11 protein-coding genes are annotated in these 18,101 nt (G+C 70.2%); 5 read left to right on the top strand and 6 right to left on the bottom strand.

Going from position 1 to position 18,101, the window contains the following annotated elements:
• Positions 1-50: 50 nt before the first annotated feature.
• Positions 51-2,012, bottom strand: coding sequence for an asparagine synthase (glutamine-hydrolyzing) (gene asnB / locus ACIA47_RS27000; RefSeq protein WP_091405235.1), 1,962 nt, complete (start codon positions 2,010-2,012; stop codon positions 51-53).
• Between the two features lie 132 nt (positions 2,013-2,144).
• On the opposite strand from asnB, the gene ACIA47_RS26995 reads away from it, so the two are divergent.
• The 3 genes from ACIA47_RS26995 to ACIA47_RS26985 all read left to right on the top strand — a co-directional run bounded on the left by ACIA47_RS26995 (position 2,145) and on the right by ACIA47_RS26985 (position 7,989).
• Positions 2,145-3,626: an aminopeptidase P family protein gene (locus tag ACIA47_RS26995; protein WP_396711234.1), complete on the top strand. Its 1,482-nt coding sequence runs from the start codon at positions 2,145-2,147 to the stop codon at positions 3,624-3,626.
• A gap of 523 nt (positions 3,627-4,149) precedes the next feature.
• The gene (locus ACIA47_RS26990) at positions 4,150-6,045 is read left to right on the top strand and encodes a hypothetical protein (protein ID WP_396711233.1); all 1,896 of its coding nucleotides are present in this window, start codon (positions 4,150-4,152) and stop codon (positions 6,043-6,045) included.
• A gap of 291 nt (positions 6,046-6,336) precedes the next feature.
• Positions 6,337-7,989, top strand: a complete 1,653-nt coding sequence (locus tag ACIA47_RS26985; RefSeq protein WP_203123588.1) for a hypothetical protein — start codon at positions 6,337-6,339, stop codon at positions 7,987-7,989.
• 112 nt (positions 7,990-8,101) lie between these two features.
• Here ACIA47_RS26985 and pulA read toward each other — a convergent pair whose 3' ends face one another.
• The 5 genes from pulA to ACIA47_RS26960 all read right to left on the bottom strand — a co-directional run bounded on the left by pulA (position 8,102) and on the right by ACIA47_RS26960 (position 16,524).
• Positions 8,102-13,597, bottom strand: a complete 5,496-nt coding sequence (gene pulA, locus ACIA47_RS26980; RefSeq protein ID WP_396711232.1) for a pullulanase-type alpha-1,6-glucosidase — start codon at positions 13,595-13,597, stop codon at positions 8,102-8,104.
• Between the two features lie 110 nt (positions 13,598-13,707).
• Entirely contained in the window at positions 13,708-14,397 is a 690-nt protein-coding gene (locus ACIA47_RS26975; RefSeq protein ID WP_238411549.1) for a cellulose binding domain-containing protein, read from the bottom strand.
• Between the two features lie 103 nt (positions 14,398-14,500).
• Positions 14,501-15,175 carry a hypothetical protein gene (locus tag ACIA47_RS26970; RefSeq protein ID WP_203123593.1) on the bottom strand — a complete coding sequence of 225 codons (675 nt, stop codon included), beginning with the start codon at positions 15,173-15,175 and terminating at the stop codon, positions 14,501-14,503.
• Positions 15,176-15,272: 97 nt separating this feature from the next.
• Positions 15,273-15,662, bottom strand: coding sequence for a hypothetical protein (locus ACIA47_RS26965; RefSeq protein WP_396711231.1), 390 nt, complete (start codon positions 15,660-15,662; stop codon positions 15,273-15,275).
• Positions 15,663-15,699: 37 nt separating this feature from the next.
• On the bottom strand, positions 15,700-16,524 hold the full coding sequence (locus tag ACIA47_RS26960; protein ID WP_396711230.1) for a hypothetical protein: 825 nt from the start codon (positions 16,522-16,524) through the stop codon (positions 15,700-15,702).
• Between the two features lie 19 nt (positions 16,525-16,543).
• On the opposite strand from ACIA47_RS26960, the gene ACIA47_RS26955 reads away from it, so the two are divergent.
• Positions 16,544-16,732, top strand: coding sequence for a hypothetical protein (locus ACIA47_RS26955; protein WP_112582944.1), 189 nt, complete (start codon positions 16,544-16,546; stop codon positions 16,730-16,732).
• Between the two features lie 63 nt (positions 16,733-16,795).
• On the top strand, positions 16,796-17,518 hold the full coding sequence (locus ACIA47_RS26950) for an alpha/beta hydrolase (RefSeq protein WP_396711229.1): 723 nt from the start codon (positions 16,796-16,798) through the stop codon (positions 17,516-17,518).
• The last annotated feature ends 583 nt before the right edge of the window (positions 17,519-18,101 follow it).

Below are 18,101 nucleotides of genomic sequence, written 5' to 3'. Positions count from 1 at the left end.
GAAACGCTCCGGATGACGCAAACCTCTTGATCAACAGGGTGGGGCAGGGGTCAGCGGACCATGGAGCCGACGACCGGCTTCGTGAGCAGGGCGGACTGGTTGCGCTGGATGCCCGGGTCGAGGGTCTTGGCCACGAAGATCGCGTGCCAGATGCAGAAGATCAGCACCGTCCACACCTTGCGGGAGTGGTCGGCCTCCTCCCGCTTGTGCTCGTCGAGCAGGCGCAGCGCGTACGACAGGTCGAGCAGGTCACCCGCACCCGAGGTGCTGAGCACGTGCCGGGCCCACTCGTACATCTCGCCACGCAGCCAGACCCGGGTGGGGGTCGGGAAGCCCAGCTTCTTGCGGTTGACGATGGCCGGCGGCACGACACCCTGCAACGCCTGACGCATCGCGTACTTCGTGGCGTCGGAGCGCGGCGGCAGCTTCAGATCGACCGGGATCTTCGCCGCGACGTCGAAGACCTCACGGTCGAGGAACGGCACCCGCACCTCCAGCGAGTGCGACATCGAGATCCGGTCGGCCTTGACCAGGATGTCGCCGCGCAGCCAGGTGTAGAGGTCGACGTACTGCATCTTGGTGACGTCGTCGAGCTCCGTGCACTCGGCGTAGATCGGGGCGGTCACGTCCGTGTAGCGCACCGAGGGGTCGTAGCGGCGCATCAGGTGCTGCTTCTCCTCCTCGGTGAACATCCGGGCGTTGCCGTAGTAACGCTCCTCGATCGGGGTGGTGCCGCGCTCCAGGAAGCTCTTGCCCTTGACCCCCTGCGGAATCGCCTTGGAGACCGCCCGCAGCCCCTTCTGCACCCCGCCGGGCAGGCCGTTGACGGTGCCCAGCGACAGCGGCTCCCGGTAGATCGTGTAACCGCCGAAGAACTCGTCCGCGCCCTCACCGGAGAGCACCACAGTGACGTGCTCGGCGGCCTTCTTGGCCACGAAGTAGAGCGGCACCAGCGCCGGGTCGGCCACCGGGTCGTCCAGGTGCCAGACGATCTTCGGCAGCGCGTCGATCATGTCCTGCGGACCGATCTTGGTGGGGATCGTGGTGACGTCGAGGTGCCGGGCCGAATCCTGGGCGACGTCGATCTCCGAGTAACCCGGCACGTCGTAGCCGACGGTGAAGGTCAGGATGTTCGGGTTGAACTCCCGCGCCAGCGCCACCACCGCTGTGGAGTCGATGCCACTGGACAGGAACGAGCCGACCGGCACGTCAGAGCGCATGTGCATGCGCACGCTCTCCCGCAGCGTCTCCCGGATCTCGTGGTAGAGCTTCTGCTCGTCGTCGACCGGCGCCGGCCGGAACACCGGCCGGTACCACCGGCGTACGTCGATCCGGCCGCCCGGGGTCCAGTTCAGGTACTCCCCGGAGCCGATCCGGCTGATGCCCTTGTGCAGGGTGCCGGGCTCGGGGACGTACTGCAGGGTCAGGTAGTGGCTCAGGTTGGCCGTGTCGACGCCCGCGTCACCCTGGTAGTTGCTGTGCGCGAACGGCAGCAGCGCCTTTTTCTCCGAGGCGAGGTAGAGGCCGTCGGCGGTCTCCAGGTAGTGCATCGGCTTGATGCCGAAGTAGTCGCGGGCACCGAACGCCCGGCGCTCCTGCCGGTCCCAGATGACGAAGGCGAACATGCCCCGCAGCCGGGTGAGTACCTGCTCACCCCAGAAGTGGTAGCCCGCGACGATCACCTCGCCGTCACCGGCGGTGGCGAACTGGGCACCGAAGTTCCTGATCAACTCCTCGCGCAGCTCGATGTAGTTGTAGATCTCGCCGTTGAAGGTCAGCAGGTAACGGCCGTTCGCGTAGGGCAGTGGCTCGTGGCTCGACGCGACGTCGATGATGGCCAGCCGCTTGTGGGCGAACACGCCGTCCGCGTACCGGCCGGAGGCGTCGCCGACCACCTCGACCCCGGTCTCGTCGGGGCCGCGGTGGTGCAGGCATTCCAACGCTCCGGCGATGTGGTCGCGATGGGCGGCGGCGTTGCCGTTCGCGCTGAAGAAGGCCAGAAGTCCGCACATGGTGGCCATCTTTCCACGCGCGCTGTCGGCCCTTGCAGCCGTCCGTCGATCCACCCGACTCACAGGGGGCGCTACCGCCAACCGGACGCGCGGTACCGTCGGGACCAGCAACGAAGCGGAGGGAGCGGCGCAATGACCGAGGGACAGACCGACGGTACGCCGACGGACGGTACGGAATCGCACGATCCGGACTTCCCGGAGGCGTTCCTGTCCTTCATGCGGCAGGGCTGGAGCGAGACAGCGCTCCCCGTGACGCCCCGCCCGGAGACGCCCAACTACGCCAAGCGGCGGGCCGCCCTCTCGGCGGCCTTCCCCGGCGAGACGCTGGTGATCCCCACCGGCACCGAGAAGGTCCGGGCCAACGACACCGACCACCCGTTCCGGCCGGGCAGCGACTTCGCCTACCTGACCGGCGACCACGACGCCGACAGCGTGCTCGTGCTGCGCCCCAACGGCTCGGGGCACGACGCGACGCTGTACATGCGGCCCCGGTCCTCCCGGGAGACCGACGAGTTCTTCCGCAGCCGCAACGGCGAGCTGTGGGTGGGTCGACGGCACACCCTCGGCGAGAAGTCGACCGAGTTGGGCCTGCCCACCGCCGACCTGACCGGCCTGGAGGCGACGCTCGCCGACCTGGCTCCGGGGCGTACCCGGGTGCTGCGCGGTTTCGACGCCCAGGTGGACGCGGCCGTCCGCCCCTACGACGGGCCCCGCGCCGAGGGCCAGCCGGCCCGGGACCGCGAGTTGGCCATCGCCATCTCGGAGATGAAGCTGGTCAAGGACGAGTGGGAGATCGGCCAACTCCAGGACGCGATCGACGCCACCGTCCGCGGCTTCGAGGATGTCGCCCGGATCCTGCCGGCCGACCGGGCGGTCTCCGAGCGGTTGCTGGAGGGCGTCTTCGCGCTGCGGGCCCGCCACGACGGCAACGACGTCGGGTACAGCTCGATCGTCGGTGCCGGCGAGCACGCCACGATCCTGCACTGGGTGCACAACCACGGCGCCACCCGACCGGGTGACCTGCTGCTGATGGACATGGGTGTCGAGGGCCGCAACCTCTACACCGCCGACGTCACCCGGGTCCTGCCGGTGAGTGGCCGGTTCACCGCGCTACAGCGCCAGGTCTACGACATCGTGTACGCCTCGCAGCAGGCCGGCATCGAGGCCATCCGCCCCGGGGTGAAGTTCAAGGACGTCCACCTGACCTGCATGCGGGTGCTCGCCGAGGGCCTGTCCGAGCTGGGTCTGCTGCCGGTGAGCGTGGACGAGGCGATGGACGAGAAGTCGACCGTCTACCGGCGGTGGACGCTGCACGGCTTCGGCCACATGCTCGGCATCGACGTGCACGACTGCTCCAACGCCCGCAAGGAGACGTACCGCGACGGCGCGCTGGGCGAAGGCTACGTGCTCACCGTCGAGCCCGGTCTGTACTTCCAGCCGGAGGACGAGCTGGTCCCCGCCGAGCTGCGCGGTATGGGCATTCGGATCGAGGACGACGTGCTGGTCACCGCGACCGGCGCGGTCAACCTGTCGGCCGGGCTGCCCCGCACCTCCGACGAGGTGGAGACCTGGCTGGCCGAGCAGCGCGAAGCCGGCCCCCGCCTGCCCAGCTGAGCCCGGCTGTCTGCCGAGGCTGGCAGATCAAGCTCCGCCCCTGGCCCGCCCGCCCGCTGACCCGCCCGCCCCTGGTCCATCTGGCCCTTTTTGAGGGCTGGTGGGCCAGGGGCTCGGTCGTGATCCACTCGACTTCCTTGAAGTCGCGCTATCCCGGCCGCCCGGATACCGCGTTTTCAAGAAAGCCGAGTGGATCATCGCCCAAGGGCCAGTGGCGTCGTCCGTCGGTGTTGCTGCTGCTCGGGTCCTTTCCGCCGGCCCGGACCGGTTGGCCGCCCTCACCTGACCTGCGCTAAATGCGTGGTTATCTCGGATAAGTCCGCATCGCGAAGATGGTTCTCATACGGTGAGGATCAGAGGCTACAACCCATTTGTAGCTGGTCGTGGCGCCTCGGGCGATGCGATCCCGTCTGGTAGCAGGAAAGGGCGGAAGGCTCTGATGTCCAACGACGTAACGAGTACCGACGGCGGGGCCTCGACAGCTCCGCCAACACGGCGAAGGCGGGCGCTCTGGGTCGCCGGCGTGGCCGGGCTGACCGGCGTGGTCGGCCTGGCGGCCCTCGGCGGCGTCGCCGCTCGGAACGACAAGCCGAAGTCCGACCAGGTGTCCGACGCGCAGCCGTCGACCAACCGGCAGAACGTCAGCGACGACGGCGGCGCGGACAAGGGCGGCGCCAAGGACGACGGCGGTCAGGACGACGAGTGGAGCGGCGACGACTGGAGCGGCTTCGACGACCGGTCCGGCGAGGATGGCAAAGATGGCAAGGACCGTAAGGACGGAAAGGACGGAAAGGACGGCAAGGACGGCGAGGACGGCAAGCACGACGAGAAGGACCGCGCCAAGCAGGTCCCGTGCGACTCCGACAAGCTGATCCAGGCGATCACGTTCGCCAACAACGAGGACGGCGGCGTGTTGGAGCTGGCCCGGGGCTGCACCTACACCCTGACTCGCAACCAGGACGGCAACGGCCTCCCGGTGATCACTGAGCACATCACCCTCAAGGGTGAGCACACCACCATCGGTCGCGAGGCCACGGCCGACTACTTCCGCATCCTCAACGTCGGCGCTGGCGGGCACCTCACTCTCAAGGGCCTGAGCATCAGGGGTGGCCAGACCCTTCAGTCCCCGATAACCGCCGACCCGGCGACGGTCTGGGCGCCGTACTCGGTCCAGGTCCGCTCGACCGTGGCCGAGCCACCGGCCGCGGCGGCGCCCGCCGCGAAGCCGGCGACCGCGACCGGCGCCAAGCCAGCGGCAGCAGCGGCAGCGGCAGCGAAGCCGGCAGCAGCCGCCGCCAAGCCGGCCACGAAGGCCACCGCCAAGGCAGCGCCCGCCAAGGCAGCGCCCGCCAAGGCCACCGCGAAGGCCGCCGCCAAGGCAGCGCCCGCCAAGGCCGCCAAGCAGGTCACGAAAGCGGCGCCAGCCAAGCCCGCAGCGGCAGCGACAAAGGCCGCCCCGGCTGCCACCAAGGCCGCCACGGCCAAGCCGGTGGCCGCAGCGGCGAAGCCGGTGGGTGCCGGTACGGCGGTGGTGCCGCTGGTCGAGCAGCCTGGGTTCACCGACGGCGCCGGGGTGCTGGTGCAGCCCGGTGGTCGCGCGGAGATCCTGGACAGCGAGTTGCTCTACAACCAGTCCGGCGGCAACGGCGGCGGGTTGGCCAACTTCGGCAGCACCAGGCTCAGCAAGACAACGGTTGCGCACAACACCGCCTTCTTCTTCGGCGGCGGCATCTTCAATGCCGGCGTACTCCAGGTCGACGAGTCGAAGATCAAGGACAACACCGGCATCATCGGCGGCGGTGGCATCTCCAACGGCGCTGCCGACATCTTCACCGAGGACGTCGAGGGCGGCTCGGTCTGGGTCCACAAGAGCGAGGTCACCGACAACGAGACGCTCGGCTTCGGCGGCGGCGTCCTGGATGTCGAGGGCACCACGACGTTGCACCAGACGACGGTCAGTGACAACACCGCGCTGCTCGACGGTGGTGGCGTCGCGGTGGTCGACAGCCAGCTCACCCTCAAGGACGCCACGGTGGTCAAGAACAGCGCCGGTCGCTCGGGTGGCGGTCTGGCCGTGACCAACGACAGCGTTGCGACGATCGAGAACAGCAGGATCAACGACAACACAGCGGGCTTCTCGGGCGCCGGCCTCTTCAACGAGGAGAGCGTCACCACGCTGCGCGACAGCGAGGTGTCGGGCAACCGGGCCGTCGGTCCGTTCGGCCGTGGCGGCGGCATCCTCAACACCGAGGGCGGCGAGGTCACGCTCCACCGGACGAAGGTGGCCCACAACTTCTCCACCCTTGAGCCGGGGGGCATCTTCAACAGCCTCGGCGGCACCGTGACGCTGGACGACGAGTCTGCCGTCACTGCCAACCGGCCGACAAACTGCTTCAACGTTTTGGACTGCTTCGCCTGATCAGGTGGGGCCGAACCACATAGAGGGCGCGCCCCTTCGAGCCGTGACCGGCTCGGAGGGGCGTACCCATTTGGGCAGGTCAGGCGCGTGCAGGCCGGCTTGGGCGACGGTGTGCCGGTCCGGGCCTCGCTGGGGGCAACATGAACCGAATGTGGGCTTCTCTCGGATAAGCCCGCGAGGCGAGGAACCTTCTCATACGGTGGTTTTGGGAGCTACAACCGATTTGTAGCAGGGGACGCCCGTCTGACGGCGGCGACCCTGTCTGGTACGAGGAGAGGGCAGAGAGCTCCGATGTCCAACTACCTAACGAACAACGAAGCCTCCGGGCGGGCGACGGCCAAGAGCCGCCGCAAGCTCTGGCTCGCCAGTGGCGTGGCCGGTTTGACGGGCGTGATCAGTCTCGCGGCGGTTGGCGTCGCGGGCAGCGCCGGAGCGGTCGGCTTGAACTGGAACACCGCGCAGGTCAGCAAGGACGGCGACCAGCGGGGTGACGAGGCGCGCGACTGGAACAAGGACGAGGACCGGAACAAGGACCGGGACAAGGACAAGGACAAGGACCGGAACAAGGACCACGAGCGCGGGAAGGAGGTGCCCTGCGACACCGACAAGCTGATTCAGGCGATCGTGTTCGCCAACAACAAGCACGGCGGTGTGCTGGAGCTGGCCAAGGGCTGCACCTACAACCTGACCCGCAACGACTACGAGGGCAACGGCCTGCCGGTCATCACCGAGCGGATCACGCTCAAGGGCGAGCACACCACGATCTCTCGGGAAGCCACGGCGGACTACTTCCGCATCCTCAACGTCGGCGCCGGTGGTCACCTCACCATCAAGGGCCTGACCATCAAGGGTGGCCAGACCCTCGAACTGGAGAACGGCGTCGAGCCGGCCGCGGTCTGGGCCGCCTACTCGGACTCCGAGGCGATCGCCGCACAGGTGAAGGCGGGCACCCCGTTGGCCCAGGCGCTCACCGCGCGGCAGGCCAACCCGAAGGCGGGCCTGAAGGCCGCGCCGAAGGTCACCCCGAAGGCCAAGCCGGGCGTCGTCACGCCGCTCGTCGAGGAGCCGGAGGAGAACGACGGCGCCGGAATCCTGGTGCAGCCGGGTGGCACCGCCGAGATCCTGGAGTCCGAGGTCGTCCTGAACCAGTCGGGCGGCAACGGTGGTGGTGTGGCCAACTTCGGCACCACGAAGATCTGGCACAGCACCGTCACCCGTAACACCGCCTTCTTCTTCGGCGGCGGCGTCTTCAACGCCGGGCTGCTCAAGATCGAGGAGTCGAAGATCAAGGACAACACCGCCGTCATCGGTGGTGGCGGTATCTCCAACGGTGCCGCGGAGATCTTCACCGAGGACGTCAACGGCGGAACGGTCGAGCTCAAGAAGGCCGAGATCACCGACAACGAGACGCTCGGCTTCGGCGGTGGCTACCTCGACATCGAGGGCAACACCACGGCGTACGAGACCAAGTTCGTCTCGAACACCGCGGTTCTCGCCGGTGGCGGTATCGCTGCGGCGGACAGCCAGCTGAACCTGCACAACGTCACTGTCGAGAAGAACAGCACCGCCGGTGTCGGTGGCGGTGTGGCCATCGCCTTCGACAGCGTGGCCACCTTCGAGAAGAGCAGCATCAAGGACAACACCGCCGGCTTCTTCGGCGGCGGGCTCTTCAACGTCGACAGCACCACCACGCTGCGCGACAGCGAGGTTGTCGGCAACCGGGCCGTGGGCCCGATCGGGGTCGGCGGCGGCATCTTCAACATCTTCGGCGAGGTCAACCTGTCGAAGACGAAGGTCGCCCACAACTTCTCCACCTTCGAGCCGGGCGGTGTCTTCAGCTTCTTCGGAGACGTGAACGTGGACGAGAAGTCCGCCATCACCGCGAACCGTCCGACCAACTGCCTGGCCATCCCGGGCGGCACGATCGACAACTGCTTCGCCTGATCGATCGCCCTCGGGTGACGATGACTCAGCACCCTCGGGTGACGACGACGGCGTAGCGCCGGCACAACGGACCGGCCCCCTTCCGCGAGACGCGGAAGGGGGCCGGTTCACATCACTTCTGAACGAAGACCGCCACGCTGCGCGCCGGTACGGTGAACGTGCCGGCCGCCCTGTCGAACGAGGCGGTACGCAGCACCGGGTCGGCCGAGTCGACCAGCACCGGGTGCAGTGCCACGTCCGCTCCACGCAGTCCGGTCACCGTCTGGTTGGCCGCCGACGGGGTGTTGTTGAAGACGACGGTCAGCGACGTCCACGGCCCGCCCAGCCCACGGGCGTCCAGGGTCATGGTCAGCACACCCGGCGTCTCCTGCGCACCCGACAGTGGGAACGCCACCCTCCGCTGTACCTGCTCGGCGGTGGCCAGCCCGAACACCGGCGACGATGCCCGGATGCGCAGCAACTCGGCGTACCGGGCGTTGGTCGTGTTGATCGCCGCGCAGTCCGGCACCAGCGCGGGGTCGGCCAGCAGCGGCTTCGCGTACGACCACTTGTCCTCGTTGTCGGGCGCGGGCGGCAGACCGGCACCGAACCCGTTGCCCCGTTCACAGTCCCAGCGGATCTGGTTGAACCAGTCGCCGGAGTTGTACGAGTTGCGGTCCAGCGACTTCGACCGCAGCCGTTCGGTGCCGGCGGTGACGAACCCGGTGCCCTGTCCCAGCACCACAGTGCCCAGCGCCAGCACCTGCATCCGGGAGCGGTCCGCCGCCGAGGTGGCCTGCGGCAGTTTGTACGCCAACGCGTCGTACAGAATCTCGTTGTCGTGCGCGTCGACGTAGGTGACGGCCTCCCCCGGCGCGGCGGTGTAGCCGGCCGGGGAGCCGTTATAGTCCACCTGCGCCCCGGTGACCTCACGCCCGGCGGTGTCGGTGAACCGGTAGCCGCGCAGGTTGCCGGTGAGCCCCACCTTGATCAGGTCGTGGGCGTGCAGCAACCGGGCCTTCTGCTCGGCCGGTGACCCGTTGACCGCGTCGCCGTTCGGGTCGGTGAAGAGCCCCGAGGCGAAACCCTGCACCCTCGGGTTCTCGTCGAACGGCCCGCCGCCGCGCACCGCGTCGCGCAGCCGGTCGTTGAAGGTGCCGATGCCGGTGCCGGCCATGTTGGCCTGGGTGGCCTGGACGAAACGGGCGTCGTTGGCGACCTCGCCGAAGTTCCAGCCCTCGCCGTAGAGCATGATCGCCTTGCCGTCCACGCCGTCGCGGGCGACGGTGAGCCGGTCCAGTGCCGCCCGGACGGCCAGGATGTTCGCCTTCGGGTGGTGACCCATCAGGTCGAAGCGGAAGCCGTCCACCTTGTACTGCCGGGCCCAGGTGACCAGCGAGTCGACCACCAGCTTGCCCATCATGGCGTGCTCGGGAGCGGTGTTGGCGCAGCAGGTGGAGTTGGCAGGAGTGCCGTCCTCCAGCAGCCGGTGGTAGTAGCCGGGCACGATCTGGTCGAGCACCGACTTCGCGTCGGTGCCGGCCGCCGACGTGTGGTTGTAGACCACGTCCATGACCACCCGCAGCCCGGCGTCGTTCACCCCGGCGACCATCCGCCGGAACTCGGTGGTCCGCGCCGCCCCGACCGGGTCGACGGCGTAGCCGCCCTCCGGCACTGTGTAGTGCAGCGGGTCGTACCCCCAGTTGTAGCCGTCGGTTTCGGCGACCGCCGCCACGCACTTCTGCTGCTCGGCCGAGTCCGGCGGCAGCGCCGCCAGGTCGCAGGTCGGCTGGCGCTGGTCGGCCCGCTTCTCCGGGATCGTCGCGAAGTCGAACGCCGGCAGCAGGTGCAGGTGGGTGACCCCGGCTTCGCCGAGCGCCCGCAGGTGCGTCATGCCGGCGGTTCCCGGGTCGGTGAACGCGAGGAACGTCCCCCGCCGCTCGGCCGGCACGGTGTCGTCGGCGATGGAGAAGTCCCGCACGGACAGCTCGGTGATCTGCGCCTTCGCGGGCGGCACCGGCGCCGGTTTGCGCAGCGTGCGCCACCCGGGAGGGGCCAGCGCCGGGTCGTTCAGGTCGACGAGTTGGCTGTGCGTGGAGTCCGCGGCGAGGGCCACCGAGTACGGGTCGGTGACCGACGCGGTGACCATCCGCTGCGCCGCCGGCTGCCACGCCCGCACCTCGTACCGGTAGAACTTGCCGGTCCAGGAGCGGTCGCCGCGCACCGACCAGACGCCGGTGCGGTCGTCGCGGCGCATCCGCACCGTCTTCGGCGCGGCGGTGGGCGAGTCGAACAGGTGCAGGCGCACGCTGTGGGCGGTCGGCGCCCAGAGCGCGAGGCTCGGCGTCCGCCCCGCGAACGTGGGCCCGAGGGTGGCGTCGGTCGCCCGGGAGTACACGTCGTCGAGCACGCCGGGGATCTGCACGCCGGTCGCGGCGAGCAGCGCGCCCTCGGCGTCGCGCTCGGTGACCAGCAGCTGCCCCCGCAGCGCCGCCGGGACCTTGGCCAGGTCCGCCCGGTCCAGGGCGAAGCTACGGTACGCCCACAGGTGCGGGAACCTGTCGCGTTGGGCCTCGGTGAGCCCGTTGCGCTGCGACCGCAGCGGCAAGGTGGTGTACGTGCCGGTCAGCTCGCCGTCGACCACGCTGACCCCGCCGGTGGGCGCGGTGACCAGCGCGTACGTCTTGCCGTCGGTCGGCGGGGTCTGCCACGCCACTGTGGACCGGTCGATCCAGTGCGCCTTCTGCTTGCTGATGTCGGTGTCTCCGCTGGCGGTGGTGGCCGTCGACGGCAGCAGGCGGCCCGGTGTGGCGGCGAGTAGCCACACCTCCCGGCCGGCGCTGGCGAAGTCGAGCCGCTGGTCGTCGGGCAGGTCCTTGGTGTCGCCCTGGTGGATGATGTAGTTCAGGCCGGTGGCACCGGCCGCCAGCGGCACCCGGAACACCGCCCCGAACGCGTCGACGGACGTCGGCCGCAGCGGGGCGGACCACTCGGTCGGGTTGGCGGCGCCGTCCCACAGGTGCAGGCCCCAGCCGTCGTAGTTGCCGTCGGCCCGCCGGTAGTGGAGCACGGCGGTGCCCTCCTCGACCGACGGGTCCGGCTCACCGGTGGCCGCCTGCCTGCTCGGGTAGATCGCCGGGTCGCCCTGCTTGAGCCAGATCTCGCCGGTCTGGGTGACGTCGATGTTGCGGTCCTGGGCGACGTCCTTCGTTCCAGCCTTGTCGACAACCAGGAAGTTCACCGACGTCGCGCCCGGCTTGAGTTTCACCCAGGCGAACCGGCCGTAGGAGTCCTCCCCGGCGAACGGCTGCCCCTTCGGCCACTCGGTGACGTACGCCGGGTCGATGTCCCCCCAGGCGTACAGCCCCCAGTCGTCGTACCCCCCGGCCGGACGCTGGTAGTGCACCACCGCCCACTCCCGCGAGCTGCCCTGCGCCGGGGTCCCCACCACGGCGGTGGACCGGGCGGTGGCGGTACGGCCCCGGCCGTCGCGGACCACCGCCTTGTACTCGACAGGGGTGCCGCCGGCCAGGCCGGTCAGGTCGTGCTGCACCGTGTACGGGGCGTGGTCGGCGCTGCCCAGCAGCGTCCACCGGCCGCCGGCCACGCGGGCCGCGACGGTGACGGTGGCCAGCGGGTCGCCGGTCACCCGGGCGGTGACCGCCGCCCGGGTGGCGACCGACGCGTCCGGAGCCGGGCTGGTGATGGTGATGGTCGGCTTGTCGGCCGCCGGTGCGATGGGGTTGCCGGCCCGGTACACCGCCGCCGACAGCGGCGGCACGGTCACTGTCAACTCGCCGTCGTCGCCGGCCTGTTCGTCGCCCGAGCCGCCGTAGATGCCGGTGAAGGTGGCGCCGGCCGACCAGGTGTCCACTGTGACAGTCTGCGCGGTGTCGGCGTTGTTCACGGCCACCACGTACTCGGTGCGGTCGGCCGGGGCGATCCGGGAGGCGGCGAAGACGCCGGGCCCGTCGGCCGCGTACCGGGTGACCTGCACACCGTCGCGCAGCGCCGGGTGGGCCTGGCGCAGCCGGCCCAGGTCGGCGATGGTCCGGTACAGCGGGTGGGTCGTGTCGAACTGGTCGCTGGCGTGGGTGCGGTCGGTGCCGAGCAGGTCGTCGTCGAGATAGTCGGGAACCTTCGACGCGAACATGTCCTGGCGGGCGTCCTTGTCCCCGCCCGGGCCGGTGAAGCCCTGCTCGTCGCCGGAGTAGACCACCGGCTGACCACGGGTCAGGAACATCAACTGGTGCGCGAGCTGGTCGCGACGCAGGTGGCTGGCCGGGTCGCTGCCACCACCGGCGATGAACGAACCGATCCGGCCCATGTCGTGGTTGCCGAGGAAGGTGGTCAACCGGCCGGCGTCGGTGTCCCGGGCCGCGTAGAGGTCGTCGCGGGCGTACACGTCGGCGAGCGCCTTCGCGGAGCCGGCGCCGGCGGTGAAGCCCCGCGCGGCCTCCTGGAAGGCGAAGTCGAGGGTGGCCGGCAGGCCACCCTGGCGGACGTAGCTGGAGCTGATCTCCGGGTCGGCGCTGTACACCTCGCCGAACATGAAGAAGTCCTTCTTGCCGGCCTTCTCGGCGGCCCGCTCGATGCCCTGGCTGAACTGCGGCCAGAAGTCCATGTTGACGTGCTTCACGGTGTCCAGTCGGAAGCCGTCGACGCCGGTCGCGCCGATCCAGTCCCCGTACGCCTCGGTCAGGCCCCGGACCACCTCGGGGCGCTCGGTCCACAGGTCGTCGAGGCCGAAGAAGTCGCCGTACTCGCTGTTCTCGCCGGCGAAGGTGGAGTCACCCCGGTTGTGGTACATGGTGGCGTCGTTCAGCCAGGCGGGGACCTTGACGCTCGCGTCCTTCGGTTCGGCGAACGTCGGCGTGTACGGGAAGGACTCCTTGTTGACCGGCGGGAACGCCCGGGAGCCGTCGGCGTGGTTGCGGTCCTCGAACGCCCGGCCCTGCGCGTCGGTGTACGGCGAGGTCGCCTTGTCCACGTACGCGTACTTGTCCTCGGCGTACTTGATCACGTCGGCGGTGTGGTTGACGATCACGTCGAGGTAGATCTTGAGGCCGCGCTGGTGGGCGAGCTTGACCAGCCGCTTCATCTCTTCCATCGTGCCGAAGTGCGGGTCCACCTGGGTGAAGTCGGTGATCCAGTAGCCGTGGTAGCCGGCCGAGATGTCGTTGCCGGCACCCTGCACCGGCCGGTTCTTGAAGATCGGGGCGAGCCAGATGGCGGTGGTGCCCATCCCCTGGATGTAGTCCAACTTGTCGATGACGCCCTTGAGGTCGCCGCCGTGGTAGAAGCCCTTGTCGGTCGGGTCGAGGCCGGTCCGCAGGCGGTCGCCGGTGAGGCCGCCGCGGTCGTTGCGGGGGTCTCCGTTGGCGAACCGGTCCGGCAGGACGAAGTAGAACTGCTCGGCTCGGGCGGAGTTGCCGCCGGCCTTGAGCAGCGCCGCGGCGGTGGGTTCGTCACGCCACTGGGTCGCGCCGCCGATCGCGAGTGGGGCGCCGTCGGACGGCCGGGGGCCTGCGGCGGCGGGGTGCACGGCGACCGGAGCGCCGACGAGCGTGACGGTGAGCAGGGAAGCAAGGGCCAGCAGGGCAGTGCGCGGTATCGGCGGGGGTTTCATCGACGCCTTCCTCTGGTCGCTGATTGGCCGCACGCTAACCCTTGCCGAAACATTCTGCAATACCTTGCAAACATGGTCGCAACAAAGCAACATCCTTGCGGAAGCGCCGCTCAGAGCCCGTTGCAGCGGACCCCGTCGACCGTGCACTCCCGTGGCGTGCTGGACGCCCGCTCCATGTGGAACCGCAACGACACCGAACCGCCGGGCGACACCTCGACCCCGCTGACGTACGTGAAGCCGTCATCGGACTGGCGGACCGTCCCCTGTGGGACGCCCTCCACCCAGGCGGTCACCAGCCGTCCACCGGAGAACTCCAACCGCACCGTCCAACCGCGGCTCCGGGCGGACGTGTTGACCATCGCCACCTCGCCGATGAAACCCCCGTCGAAGCTCTGCACCACCCGGTACCGCCCGGTCATCGCCGGCTGCCCCGGCGCGGCCCGGCTCGGCGACCGCGACGCCGTCGGCTTCCCGATCGGACCGACCGTCGGGTCGGCCGATGGTGAACCGGACCCGGCGGCGCTCGGCGGCAGCCCGCTCGCACGGCCGGATATCCCCGGCAGCACCGGCGCCGGAGACGGTGCCGTGGTGGGCACGCTCGGCGCCACCACCGCTGATGGCACCGGCAGCGCCGGCGGCTGCGCGCCGTCCGGCGCGGGGCTACGCCCCCGGTACGCGCCGAGGGCCACGATGAGCAGGACCACCATCACGACGACACCGGCGCCGACCACGATCCAGGGCGACGTGGCGATCGCCACCGGACCGTGTGGCGGGCGCGGAACACGGCGCATGCCGGACATGTACCTCCTTCAGCGGACCGTCCGCGCAGCGTAACGATCGGCGGCCCGGCCCGGAAAGCCTTGGCAGTGCGGCGGTCTCGCGGCGCGGCGGCGCGGCGCTGGCTCAGCCGATCCGGCAGTCCACCCCGTTGATCGTGCACTTGACCGGTCGTTGCGCCGAGTCACCCCAGCCGACGCGCAACCGCAGCGTCCGAGAGTCACCCGCATCCAGCGAACTGGTCCCGCGCAACACGAACTCCCCGTGTCCGCGCCCTCGCACCGAGACGCCCGAGTCCTCACTCACTCGCAGAGTCCAGGTGTCGTCGTCGAACACCAACTCCACCTGCCAGTCCACCGACCGACTCGACTCGTTGGCGATCGCCAGCACCGCCGCGTCCCCGTCCCAGCCGTTCGTACCGACCTCGTACCGGGCGCTGACCGTGTCGTCCGCCGACGGCGCCATCAGGACGCTCGTCCGCCCCGGAGTCGGCGAGCCGGTGACGGTGGCCCGCGGTGACGGCGTCCGACTACTGCGTGACGGTCGCGGCGACACCGAGCGCCGCTCCACAGCGGCCGGAGTCGGCCCACCGGTGGCCGACGCGGCGGCCGGCACGGTCGGCAGGAACGCCGGAGGCGCGGCCTGCGGCGGCGCGTCGCGCTCCCTGGTCCGGAACGACAACAGCGCGATCACCAGGAGCACCACCAGCGCGCACACACCGAGCAGCACCACGATCCATGGCACCGACGCCAACACCCGCGCCGCCCGCGAATCTGCCGCACCTTCCGGCCGCACCGCCATCAGGTCTCCCCTCGTCCCCACCGACGCGACAGCGTAGCCAGACCCGCACGGACCGGAAACCGGGCGGGTACGGATCGGGCCGACCGGCCCCCGTCGGTCAGCCCGTCCGGACGACCGTGCAGATCAGTGGGCCGTCATCCGAGATACGCAGGAGGTACCGGTACCGCTCCCCCGGCACCGCCTGCCCCCGACTGTCCAGGAACTCCCACTCCACCGCCACCATCGTCAACAACGCGGACACCGGCTGCACGTCCTCGATCCGGGCGTGGGCCGCGACCAACTCCCGGTCCTGGTAGTCGGGTGCGGCGCCCACGAAGGACAGCGCCACCGCCGCGGCGGACGTGAACGAGAAGCTGTAGGTGTCGGCCACCACCAGCCCCGGCAGGGCATAGCAGCCGGCGATGGACGGCAGGTCGCCGGAGGTCAACGCCACGCCGTACCGGTCGAAGAAGTCGGCCAACGTGTCAAGATCCGTGGAGGCGTTCACGGTCACAGCAATTGCCGGTCACCGCCCAGGTCAAACCTCAGCGCGGCGGTACCTGAACCTCGATCTCGGAACCCAACCGGGCGTCAGCGGCCAGACCAAGGTCGTCACCACTCCAGAACCGCCCCGGGTCATACCAGTTCGGACGCCGACCCGCCGGCAGCAACCCCATTGCCTCATAGGTCACCGCCACCACCTCGGCGCAGTACGCCGTCTCCAGCGCCCGGTCCCGCTCCCTTGCCGATCGGGCCGAGCCGGAGGGGTTGGCGCGGTCGCCCGGGTTGGCGCGGTCGCCCGGGTTGGCGCGGCCGGCCTGGTTGGCGCGGCCGGCCTGGTTGGCGCGGTCCGTCGGGGTCGGTCGAGGTGTCGGCTGGCCGAGGCGCGACAGCGCCGACAGCCGATCGAAATGCGGCAGCGCGGAAAGCCGGCCGGGGCGCGGCAGCGCCGGCACCCGACCCCGCACCCAGCGCCACGCCAACTGGGCGGTCGACGGGAACGGCGTGCCGTCCAACCGCGCGATCGTCCGCAGCACCGCCCGCTCCATCTCCGCGTCGGCCGGCGGGTCGAGCTGCCGCAGCCAGGCCCGTTGGCCGTACCGGTTGGCCCAGACGCAGACCGCGTCCCGCAGGTCGTGCAGCTGGACGCCGCGTTGGTGGCTGCCCGACCACAGGTCCGGCAACGACCTGCCCAACTCCGCGTGCCACATCAGCGGCGGCATGTCGTCCAGCACCACTGCCATCCCGACGTGGTTCACCGGGCTGTTGGTGGTGAACTGGATCGCCCGGTCCGGCACGCTGCGACCCCGGAACACCCACACGTCACCGGTGCGGGTCAACTCGACGGCCTCATCCAGGCTGATGCTCATGAGGGTCTAGCCTAGGCCGATGCGGCAACGAATGCGGTGGTGGAAGGTTCTCGGGCTGGCCGGGCTCGCCGGCGTCGCGGCGTCCGGTGTGGTCATCGCGCGGGCCGAACGGCGGCGGCGCGCGTACACCCCGGAGGAGATCCGGCAGCGACTGCTGGAGCGGCACGCCCAGGCCGGCGACGCCGCGAAGCCCGGCGATCCGGCCTGACTCGCTGTCCCTTCTAGATCGTCTGGGGCAACCGGGCAGGTCGATGATCGATACGATGAGGCCATGACGACGCCCGTCGCACAACGGCCCTTCGTCCTGTCCACCCCGGCTGCGCCGGTCGAACGACACGGCCACGTCGACCTGCACCTGCCCACCCAGACCGGTCCCGCGCCCGCCGTCGTGGTGGTGCACGGCGCTCCACTGCCACCCGACGCGCCCGACCCCCGCGACTGGCTGCTCTACCGCGGCTATGGCGCGCTGCTCGCCGCCAGCGGAGTGGTCACCGCGCTGGTCAGCTACCAGGTGTCCGACCTGTCGGCGCTGCCCGCCGCAGCCGACGACATCGCCGCCATGGTCGAGCAGGTCCGCGCCGATCCGCGGGTCGACAGCGAGCGGGTGGTGCTGTGGTTCTTCTCCGGCGGCGGCCTCTTCGCAGCCGACTGGCTCCGCGTCCCGCCGCCATGGCTACGCGGGATCGCACTGACGTACCCGCTGCTCATCCCGTTCCCCGGCTGGGAGGTCGACGCCCGGTTCCTGCCGGTCGAGGCACTCAGCTCCGGCACCGGCGTGCCACTGGTGCTGACCCGCGCCGGCCAGGACATCCCGCCGGTCCTGGCCGGCATCGACGCGTTCCTCCCCGCGGCCACCGCGCAGGGTTGGCCGATGCGGGTGATCGAGGTGCCGGACGGGCAGCACTCCTTCGACATCCTCAACCCCGGCCCGCAATCCGAGGCAGCCGTCCTGGCCGCCCGCGACGCGGTCCTGGAGCTACTCGCCGCAACCTGACCGTTCGCGCCCGGCATGATCGTGCTCGATCCTCGTTGTAGTGGCCTCCTCATCGCGGCGAGGGGCCTGTTTCCTGGATCGAGCACGATTGTGGGTGGGCCTGGTGCGTGTCGGGTCCGGCCAGCTTGGTCCGGTCTTCGCACTGCGGCCCGGCCGCGTCGTCGCGCCTGAGCAGACCCCGGGTGGGCCGGCCCGTGAGACGTTCTGCCACCCGGGCCGGGTCGGGGCGGGGCGCCCGAACGACCCAGACCGGCATGATCCACTCGAATTTCATGATGTCGGGGGGTCTCCGGCCTCCGGACACCGCGTTTTCCGTGAACCCGAGTCGCTCATCCCGCCGTGACCGCCGTGTCCGTTTCGCCGGCTGGGTGCGTTGTCCGGTTTGACGCGGGGTGTCGGGTGGTCGGGGCCACCCCGGCGGCGGAATCGGCGGCCCGGCCGGGTCGTTATACCTGGCATGCCACCGCGACCATCGGGTCGTGGGGCGCGGCAGCCGCCGGGAACACCCGCCAGGCCGCCCCGGTTACACCCCCCGAACGGCCGAGCACCACAACAGGCCCCCTGCGGGTAGGCGGAATGACCT

The organism is Micromonospora sp. NPDC051227 (assembly GCF_044455385.1).
GTDB lineage: Bacteria > Actinomycetota > Actinomycetes > Mycobacteriales > Micromonosporaceae > Micromonospora.
Note: the sequence above shows the minus strand (reverse complement) of the source record. Positions and strands in the feature narration are given on the sequence as shown.